Origin of the sequence: Fictibacillus aquaticus (assembly GCF_002245695.1) — a bacterium.
In the GTDB taxonomy this organism is placed as follows: domain Bacteria; phylum Bacillota; class Bacilli; order Bacillales; family Fictibacillaceae; genus Fictibacillus; species Fictibacillus aquaticus.
In genome coordinates, this window is sequence record NZ_NOII01000042.1 from 1 (window position 1) to 1734 (window position 1734).

The following is a 1734-nucleotide window of genomic DNA, read 5'->3' on the forward strand; positions in this document are numbered from 1 at the left end:
GTTCTTTGAAAACTGAACAAAAGCATAGGTAAGGAATTAAATTAATTCCGTCAGTTTTAAACAAGCAAGAGACAGATTAAACACTTTATTGGAGAGTTTGATCCTGGCTCAGGATGAACGCTGGCGGCGTGCCTAATACATGCAAGTCGAGCGAATGATGAGGAGCTTGCTCCTCTGATTTAGCGGCGGACGGGTGAGTAACACGTGGGTAACCTGCCTGTAAGATGGGGATAACTCCGGGAAACCGGGGCTAATACCGAATAATAAAAGAAGAAGCATTTCTTCTTTTTGAAAGTTGGTTTCGGCTAACACTTACAGATGGGCCCGCGGCGCATTAGCTAGTTGGTGAGGTAACGGCTCACCAAGGCGACGATGCGTAGCCGACCTGAGAGGGTGATCGGCCACACTGGGACTGAGACACGGCCCAGACTCCTACGGGAGGCAGCAGTAGGGAATCTTCGGCAATGGGCGAAAGCCTGACCGAGCAACGCCGCGTGAGCGAGGAAGGCCTTCGGGTCGTAAAGCTCTGTTGTCAGGGAAGAACAAGTACGAGAGTAACTGCTCGTACCTTGACGGTACCTGACCAGAAAGCCACGGCTAACTACGTGCCAGCAGCCGCGGTAATACGTAGGTGGCAAGCGTTATCCGGAATTATTGGGCGTAAAGCGCGCGCAGGCGGTCTCTTAAGTCTGATGTGAAAGCCCACGGCTCAACCGTGGAGGGTCATTGGAAACTGGGAGACTTGAGTGCAGGAGAGAAAAGTGGAATTCCACGTGTAGCGGTGAAATGCGTAGAGATGTGGAGGAACACCAGTGGCGAAGGCGGCTTTTTGGCCTGTAACTGACGCTGAGGCGCGAAAGCGTGGGGAGCAAACAGGATTAGATACCCTGGTAGTCCACGCCGTAAACGATGAGTGCTAGGTGTTGGGGGGTTCCACCCTCAGTGCTGACGCTAACGCATTAAGCACTCCGCCTGGGGAGTACGGCCGCAAGGCTGAAACTCAAAGGAATTGACGGGGGCCCGCACAAGCAGTGGAGCATGTGGTTTAATTCGAAGCAACGCGAAGAACCTTACCAGGTCTTGACATCCTCTGACCACTCTAGAGATAGAGCTTTCCCCTTCGGGGGACAGAGTGACAGGTGGTGCATGGTTGTCGTCAGCTCGTGTCGTGAGATGTTGGGTTAAGTCCCGCAACGAGCGCAACCCTTGACCTTAGTTGCCAGCATTCAGTTGGGCACTCTAAGGTGACTGCCGGTGACAAACCGGAGGAAGGTGGGGATGACGTCAAATCATCATGCCCCTTATGACCTGGGCTACACACGTGCTACAATGGGTGGTACAAAGGGTTGCAAAGCCGCGAGGCCGAGCCAATCCCAAAAAGCCACTCTCAGTTCGGATTGTAGGCTGCAACTCGCCTACATGAAGCCGGAATTGCTAGTAATCGCGGATCAGCATGCCGCGGTGAATACGTTCCCGGGCCTTGTACACACCGCCCGTCACACCACGAGAGTTTGTAACACCCGAAGTCGGTGGGGTAACCCTTTTGGGAGCCAGCCGCCGAAGGTGGGACAGATGATTGGGGTGAAGTCGTAACAAGGTAGCCGTATCGGAAGGTGCGGCTGGATCACCTCCTTTCTATGGAGATTATGAGACGAGCTTTGACTCTCTCGTAAGTACACCTATTGCCTTTTGTTCAGTTTTGAGAGAACTACTCTCTCGATTGATCTTTGAAAA

General features: G+C 52.9%; 1 rRNA gene. It reads left to right on the forward strand.

Annotated elements, in window-relative coordinates:
* Window positions 1-85: 85 nt before the first annotated feature.
* A 16S ribosomal RNA gene (locus tag CGZ90_RS19025) occupies window positions 86-1635 on the forward strand.
* Window positions 1636-1734: the final 99 nt, after the last annotated feature.